Source organism: Kaistia hirudinis (assembly GCF_014196455.1).
In the GTDB taxonomy this organism is placed as follows: Bacteria; Pseudomonadota; Alphaproteobacteria; order Rhizobiales; family Kaistiaceae; genus Kaistia; species Kaistia hirudinis.
Genome location: NZ_JACIDS010000010.1, coordinates 1 through 6,886 on the forward strand (window position 1 = coordinate 1; position 6,886 = coordinate 6,886).

The window sequence follows — 6,886 nt, forward strand, 5'->3', positions numbered from 1 at the left end:
ATGCCGATCGTCGTCATCCACAAGAACGGCGAGGCGCATCGGGGCGAGGTCAAGGACGACACCAACCTGGTGGTGCGGGCGGGGATCAAGCAGTTCCCCTTCCCCTATCTCGCCTACAAATGCGGCATGGGGAAATGCGCCACCTGTGCCAGCCGCATCATCGGCGGCGCGGAGCATCTTCCGCCGCCGAACTGGAAGGAGAAGAAGCAGCTCGGCGATCGCCTCGACGAAGGCTATCGCCTGGTCTGCCAGCTCTGGATCAAGCACGACATCGAGCTCGTGCAGGACTAGGGCGCCTTCGAGCGACGAGACGATCGGCGCGCGGGAAACCGCGGCCGGACCAAAAGGTTGAAGCCGCCCGGCGATCCCGTGGAGCGCCGGACGGCCTCGGCGAAAGCGTCAAAAGACCCGTCGCGCCCGGTCGGGCGCGGCATCCCCGGTTCCGTTTTCGGAGCGAAGACCGATGTATGTGATCCTGACGACCAAGCCCGGCCAGTTCAGAACCGAGATCTCGGACGGCGTCGTGCCGGTCGAGTCCTATGACTATTTCTTCTACGGCAACAAGCGCGCCCAGTTCACGATCGCTGAACTCGTCCGCGACGACGCGCGGATCACGATCGTCGAGGACGAGCCGCCACAGATCACCAATTCGGTGCCCTCCAAGCTGTTCGAGAAGTTCGACACCCGCGAGGAAGCGCTGCGCGAACTCAACACGCTCACGCATTACGGCAGCATGGATATCGTGCTGAAGCCAGTGTGACCGCCCGATTGGCCGAAATCCGGACGACCCGCCGCCCATGATCACCGTGACGTTCATCACGAACGAGGGGAAGACCGCGACCGCGGAGCCGAACAGCAACCTCCTGCGCATCTCGCTGCGCGAGAAAGGCGGCATTCCGTTCAAATGCGGTGGCGGCATTTGCGGCACCTGCCGCTGCCGGATCGAGGCGGGCATCGAGCACACCGACACCGTCAAGCCGAAGGAGAAGAAGCACCTGACCGAGGCCGACCTCGCCGCCGGCTATCGGATGGCGTGCCAGACCTTCGTCTCCGGCGACATCGCGGTGTCGTGGATTCCCCGCGGACCGAACGGCAAGCCGATCTCCGAATGATGCTGCGGACCGGGCGGCGCATCGTGCGTCGCGCCGGCTTCCGCGATTTCCATCCCCACGCCGCGCGGCGCCGCGCCCTGAAAGTTTCCTTGCCATGACGCATCTCAATCACATCGACGGCCAGTGGGTTTCGTCTGCGACCGGCGCGACCTTCGAGGATCGCAGCCCCGCCGATGAACGCGACCTGATCGGGGCCTTCCCCGATTCCGGCGCCGAGGATGTCGCCCGCGCCGTGGCCTCGGTGGCCGAGGCCTGGCCGGCCTGGGCCGCGGCCTCGCCGGAGGTGCGCGCCGACGCGCTGTTCAAGGCGGCCGACATCATGAGCCGTCGCGCCGACGAGATCGCGGCGGAGCTGACGCGCGAGGAAGGCAAGACGATCGGCGAGGCGCGCAACGAGGCCCGCCGCATCGCCGCGAATTTCCGCCTCTATGCCGGCGAGGCGCTGCGCCTCAATGGCGAGACCTATCCAAGCGAGGCCGGGCAGATCGTGTTCTCGCTGCGCGAGGCGGTCGGCGTCGTCGCGGTCATCACGCCGTGGAACTTCCCGCTCTCCATGGCCGCGCGCAAGATCGCGCCGGCGCTGGCGGCCGGCAATGGCGTGATCTTCAAGCCGTCCGAGATGACGCCGCTGATGGGCCAGCGCCTCGTCGAGGTGCTGCTCGAGGCCGGCATTCCGCCGAAGCTGCTGGCGCTCGTCCAGGGACGCGGGCCGACGGTCGGCCGCGCGATCACCGCGCAGGCCGGCATCGACGCGATCACCTTCACCGGCTCCTATGCCGTCGGCCGCGATATCCAGTCCTCGGTTTCGACCGATACGCGCTGCCAGCTCGAAATGGGCGGCAAGAACGCGACCGTCGTGCTCGCCGATGCCGATCCGGCCAAGGCGGCGGCGATCATCGAGCGCGGCGCCTTCGGCCTGACCGGCCAGGCCTGCACCGGCACCAGCCGCGTGCTGGTGGCGCGGCCGCTTTATGATGCGGTGGTCGAAAAGCTCGCCTCCGTGGCGCGCGCGATCAAGGTCGGCCCGGGCACGGCGGAGGGCGTTAAGATGGGGCCGCTCGCGACGCGCGGGCAGTATGACAAGGTGCTCTCCTATGTCGCGATCGCCCGCGAAGAGGGCGCGCGGATCGTCACGGGCGGCGAGTCGCTCTGCGACAGCGATCCGGCGCTCGCGCATGGCTATTTCGTCAGCCCGGCGGTGATCGCGGACCTGCCGGCCGACAGCCGGCTGCTGCGCGAGGAAATCTTCGGACCGGTCGTTGCGATCGGCGCCTTCGACACGCTCGACGAGGCGATCGCCATCGCCGACGAGACGGAATATGGCCTCGCCGTCTCGCTGGTGACCAACGACCTGCCGGCGGTGCTGCGTTTCGCCCGCACGACGCGGCATGGCGTGGTCAAGGTCAACGGCCCGACCACCGGCGTCGGCCTCAACGCGCCGTTCGGCGGCTACAAGCATTCGAGCAACCAGGCCGCCAAGGAACAGGGCGGCGCGACCGTCATGGACTTCTACACGCGGATCAAGAGCGTCTATCTCGGCGCCTGAGCCAGGGTATCCTAGGCCATGCCGTCGTCGCTCGCCGAATTGCTGCCGCCCGGCTTCATCGCCGGGCATTTTCTCGGCGCGGCCGTGATGGTGTTCGTCGCCGCCCTGCTGCAGGGCCTCGGCGGCATGGGCTTCGCCATGGTCTCCGCGCCCCTGGCCGTGCTGTTCTTTCCCGAGCTCGTGCCGGCGCCGCTTCTCGTGCTTGGCGGCTTCCTCGCGCTGCTCGGCATGCTGCGTGAGCGCTCCGAGATCGACTGGCCCGACGCCTCCTGGCTCATCGGGGGGCGCCTCCTGGGTTCGCTCGTCGCCGGCGCCACGCTCTCCGTCCTGCCGACGATGCTGTTCTCGACGCTGTTCGCCGTCCTGATCCTCATCGGCGTCATCTTCAGCCTCTCGGGCTGGCGCGTCGAGCCGACCCATCGCAACATGGCGCTCGCCGGCTTCACCTCCGGCGTCATGGGCACGATCACCTCGTCCGGGGCCTCGCCCTTCGCCCTCGTCATGCAGCACATCGCGCCGGCGCGCGTGCGGGCGACGATCTCCGTCGTCTTCCTGGTCGGCGCGATCTTCTCGCTGGCCGTGCTGGCCTTTGTCGGCCTGTTCGGCTGGCGCGAGTTCTGGCTCGGCCTCGCCCTCCTGCCCATCATGGTGGTCGGCTTCATCGCCTCCAGCCCGCTGACCCGAATCGTCCCCCGGACGACGGTCCGCCTGCTGCTGCTCGGACTCTCCGGTTGCGGCGCGATCGGAATCCTGACACGGGTCTGGCTGGTTCCCGCCTGACGCAATCCGTACGAAGAGCTTCCCCTATGATGCACATCACCGACGAGATGGTGGCCGGCGCCATCTCCGCCGCCGAGGCGCTTGCCGTCATGCGGTCGGCCTTTGAGAGCTTCGGCCGTGGCCGCGCCGCCATGCAGGAGCGCTACCGGACGGAAGCGGGCGGGGTGAAGCTCTCGACGCTGGGCGCGGTGATCCCGGATCTCGGCTTTGCCGGCGCCAAGGTCTACACGACCATCAATGGCCGCTTCTCCTTTGCGATCACGCTGTTCTCGACCGAGAGCGGCGATCCGCTCGCCTCGATCGAGGCGAATGCGATCACGCGGCTGCGCACGCCGGCCTGTTCGGTTCTGGCCGCGCAGCATCTCGCCCGCCCCGACAGCCGCCGCCTCGCGATCTTCGGCACGGGCACGCAGGGCCGCGCCCACGCCGTGCAGATGGCCGCGGCCTTTCCGATCGAGGAGATTCTCCTCGTGTCATCTCGGCCGCGGGTCGAGACGGCGGAGGCGATCGCGATTGAGGCCGGCGTCGCCACCCGCCTCGTGTCGAGCGGCGAAGCGATCGAAGCCGCCGACATCGTGGTCACTGCGACGCGTGCGCGCGAACCGCTGTTCGGCGGCGGCGCGCTGCGCCCCGGCACCTTCGTCGCCGCGGTGGGGTCGAGCCTGCCGACGACGCGCGAACTCGACGATACGGCTCTGGCGCGCGCGTCCTGCGTCGCCGTCGAATGGCGGGCACAGACGCTGCGCGAGGCGGGCGATCTCGTTCTGGCGGCGCCGGATATTCTGCCGGCGGAGCGAATTGTCGAGCTCGGCGAGCTCGTGACGGGGGAAAAGCCCGGACGCCGGACGGATGACGAGATCACGCTCTACAAGTCGGTCGGCGTGGGGCTCGAGGACATCGCGCTCGCGGGCCTTGCCTGGCGCAAGCTCACCGGAAACTGAGACGCGACCGGGACCTAAGCGCTGTCCTGGGACATCTGGGCGGCGTTGTAGACATGGCGCGCGGCCAGCAGGCCGGCGAGTTCGGCGTCACCGTCGATGACGGCGCGCAGGATCGCCGCGTGCTCCTGCCAGTTCTCCTTGCCGCGGACGCGGCTGATCGGCGCGAAGATCATGGCCGTGCGGTCGCGGAGCGAGCGGATCGTATCCTGCAGCACCGAATTGCCGGCCACATTGCCGATCGCGTCGTGGAAACGGAAATTCTGCCGGGACAGCTCCGACGAATCATTGCTTTCCAGCAGCTGCGTGCCCTCGGCGAGAATGCGCTGCAGCTCCTCGATCTGCGCGGGATCATGGCGCTTGGCGGCGAGCTTGGCGTTGAGCGATTCCAGCGTCGCGCGAACCTCGACCAGCTCGCGCTTCTGCTGCTCGGTGAAGGTCGTGACGGAGGCACCGCGCCGCGGCTCGATGGTGACGAGACCTTCGGACGCCAGCTCACGCAACGCCTCGCGCACGGGCATGCGCGACACGCCGAGCTCTTCGGACAGCCGGCCCTCGATCAACCGCTCGCCGAGCGGAATGTCGCCGCTCAGGATGCGCTCGCGCAGAGTCTGGGTGACGACCTTGGTGAGGGGGGGATGCGAGGCCCCGAGGAGAGCAATGTTCATCTGCGTGTCGCCGGATCGGCACTTTCTATGGGTGGTCCCGCATACTGGATATAGAATTCAGGACCACGCTTGATGACATAGCCGATTCAGCCCCTCGCTGTCATCTGCAGGGCGCTCCCGAAGCCGCGTGTCGGGGACGGAGGCTCCTATACCGGCCACCGCCGGCACGTCCACGCGTTCATGGCGGGGCCTGCCCACCGGTTGGCTCTCGCGCACCGGCCCGCCGATGTCGGCGACGATCGGCACCATGACCGTGGTCCCGCTCAGGGGGCGCGAGTGTGCTGGAACAGGAAGCTGTCGGTATAGATGTGGTTGACGCTCGCCCCGCGGCCGAGAAACAGGCTCTTGGCGGACGAGATCATGCCCGGCGAGCCGCAGAGATAGATCGCGTGCTCCTCGATGTCGTCGATATCCTCGACGACGGCGTCCTGCACATAGCCGCGCCGCCCGGTCCAGCCCTCGCCGGGTCGCGAGAGCACCGGGACATAGCGGAAATCCTCGAGCTTTTCCGCCCAGGAGAGGATCTCGTCGTGCAGATAGAGGTCTGCTTCCGTGCGCATGCCCCAATAGAGCGCCACCGGCGGCGGCGCCGGATCGTCCATCAGCGCCTCGATGATGCTCTTGATCGGCGCGAGGCCGGTGCCGGTCGCCACCATGACCAGCGGACGGAAATCGTCGCGCAGGAAGAACGAGCCGAGCGGCAGTTCGACGTCGAGCGCATCGCCCGCGGCGAGGGTCGCGAGGCGCCCCTCCGTGAAGACGCCGCCGGGGATCTGGCGCACATGCAGGTCGATCGTGCCGTCGCCCGAGGGGCGGCTCGCCAGCGAGAAGGACCGCGTCGAGCCGTCTTCGAGCACGATGTTGATGTGCTGGCCGGGCAGATAGGCGAGGTCGATGCCCTCGACCAGCGCGAGCTTCAGATGCACGACATCCGCCGCCAGCTTTTCGAGCGAGACGATGCGCGACTGGCAGCGGATCGGGTCCGGCAGCAGCGAGGGCATGACCTCCGCCTCGGCGACGATGTCGCTCAGGGGCCGCGCCTGACAGGCGAGCGCAATGCCGGCGGCCGCTTCCTCCGGTTCGAGGCCCATCGGCGGCTCGGCATAGTCGACCGCGCCGTCGATCAGCTTGAAGCGGCAGGTGCCGCATGTGCCGGATTTGCAATCATGCGGCAGGTTGACCGCCGCCCGGAGCGCCGCAGCGAGCACCGTTTCATGCGGTTCCACGTCGAAGGCGACGTCGCTTTCGATCAGCGAGACACGATAGGACATGGGACACCCGAGAACAGGACGATGAAGCGAGCGGATGGCGGTCACCGGACCCTCCTATTTCTTGATGTCGGCCTCCACCAGCACCGTCTTGCCCGACGGGGCGATGAGGGCGGCCAGGGCTTCGAGCGCGGCGAGGCCGCAGGCAATGTCCTGCTCGCCATTGCCGCCGGAGAGGCCGACGCCGCCGATCACCTCGCCGTCGACGACGACCGGAAAGCCGCCGACAAAGGCGGCGAACCGACCCTCGAAGGAGAGCTGGATGCCGAAGGCCTCATTGCCCGGCAAGGCGGGGCCGTTCGGCGGGCGGGTGAACAGATGCGTCGAACGCTTGTGCCCCGCCGCGGTCCAGGCCTTGTTCCAGGCGATCTGCGGCCCGGTGATGCGGGCATTGTCCATGCGCTCGAGGGCGATCGGATAACCGCCCTCGTCGACGACGCACACGGTCTCCGGAACGCCGAGCGCCTCCGCCTTGGCGATGGCGGCAGCAACCATGGCGCGGGCCTCGGCCCGCTCCAGCCTCAGAATGGTCTTCACGATGTGGCTCCGTCTGGCCGCTGGAATCCGTCGCTGC

At 68.2% G+C, this 6,886-nt stretch carries 9 protein-coding genes; 6 read left to right on the forward strand and 3 right to left on the reverse strand.

Annotated features, from left to right (window positions below):
- From GGR25_RS24435 to GGR25_RS24460, 6 genes are all read left to right on the forward strand, one after another.
- The coding region (locus tag GGR25_RS24435) for a 2Fe-2S iron-sulfur cluster-binding protein (RefSeq protein WP_183401527.1) at positions 1 to 291 on the forward strand (291 nt) is incomplete at its 5' end.
- Between the two features lie 172 nt (positions 292 to 463).
- Entirely contained in the window at positions 464 to 760 is a 297-nt protein-coding gene (locus GGR25_RS24440) for a ferredoxin (RefSeq protein ID WP_183401528.1), read from the forward strand.
- A gap of 37 nt (positions 761 to 797) precedes the next feature.
- Positions 798 to 1,112 (forward strand): 2Fe-2S iron-sulfur cluster-binding protein, encoded by a 315-nt coding sequence (locus GGR25_RS24445; RefSeq protein WP_183401529.1) that lies wholly within the window; start codon positions 798 to 800, stop codon positions 1,110 to 1,112.
- A 94-nt stretch (positions 1,113 to 1,206) separates the two neighbouring features.
- Complete coding sequence (locus tag GGR25_RS24450; protein ID WP_183401530.1) at positions 1,207 to 2,658, forward strand: aldehyde dehydrogenase family protein; 1,452 nt, start codon at positions 1,207 to 1,209, stop codon at positions 2,656 to 2,658.
- A gap of 18 nt (positions 2,659 to 2,676) precedes the next feature.
- On the forward strand, positions 2,677 to 3,438 hold the full coding sequence (locus tag GGR25_RS24455) for a sulfite exporter TauE/SafE family protein (RefSeq protein ID WP_183401531.1): 762 nt from the start codon (positions 2,677 to 2,679) through the stop codon (positions 3,436 to 3,438).
- A gap of 26 nt (positions 3,439 to 3,464) precedes the next feature.
- Positions 3,465 to 4,379, forward strand: a complete 915-nt coding sequence (locus tag GGR25_RS24460) for an ornithine cyclodeaminase family protein (protein ID WP_183401532.1) — start codon at positions 3,465 to 3,467, stop codon at positions 4,377 to 4,379.
- Between the two features lie 14 nt (positions 4,380 to 4,393).
- Here the strand turns inward: GGR25_RS24460 and GGR25_RS24465 are convergent, their stop codons facing one another.
- The 3 genes from GGR25_RS24465 to GGR25_RS24475 form a co-directional block, all read right to left on the reverse strand.
- Positions 4,394 to 5,044: a GntR family transcriptional regulator gene (locus GGR25_RS24465; protein WP_183401533.1), complete on the reverse strand. Its 651-nt coding sequence runs from the start codon at positions 5,042 to 5,044 to the stop codon at positions 4,394 to 4,396.
- A gap of 263 nt (positions 5,045 to 5,307) precedes the next feature.
- Complete coding sequence (locus tag GGR25_RS24470) at positions 5,308 to 6,315, reverse strand: 2Fe-2S iron-sulfur cluster-binding protein (protein WP_183401534.1); 1,008 nt, start codon at positions 6,313 to 6,315, stop codon at positions 5,308 to 5,310.
- 54 nt (positions 6,316 to 6,369) lie between these two features.
- A partial coding sequence (locus tag GGR25_RS24475; RefSeq protein WP_246410328.1) for a GlcG/HbpS family heme-binding protein occupies positions 6,370 to 6,886 on the reverse strand: 517 nt, incomplete at its 5' end.

What these genes read in the sequence shown, in the direction of transcription:
- GGR25_RS24440 (WP_183401528.1), top strand. Translation starts at nt 464, where the DNA reads ATGTATGTGATCCTGACGACCAAGCCCGGCCAGTTCAGAACCGAGATC.
- GGR25_RS24445 (WP_183401529.1), top strand. Translation starts at nt 798, where the DNA reads ATGATCACCGTGACGTTCATCACGAACGAGGGGAAGACCGCGACCGCG.
- GGR25_RS24450 (WP_183401530.1), top strand. Translation starts at nt 1,207, where the DNA reads ATGACGCATCTCAATCACATCGACGGCCAGTGGGTTTCGTCTGCGACC.
- GGR25_RS24455 (WP_183401531.1), top strand. Translation starts at nt 2,677, where the DNA reads ATGCCGTCGTCGCTCGCCGAATTGCTGCCGCCCGGCTTCATCGCCGGG.
- GGR25_RS24460 (WP_183401532.1), top strand. Translation starts at nt 3,465, where the DNA reads ATGATGCACATCACCGACGAGATGGTGGCCGGCGCCATCTCCGCCGCC.
- GGR25_RS24465 (WP_183401533.1), bottom strand. Translation starts at nt 5,044, where the DNA reads ATGAACATTGCTCTCCTCGGGGCCTCGCATCCCCCCCTCACCAAGGTC.
- GGR25_RS24470 (WP_183401534.1), bottom strand. Translation starts at nt 6,315, where the DNA reads ATGTCCTATCGTGTCTCGCTGATCGAAAGCGACGTCGCCTTCGACGTG.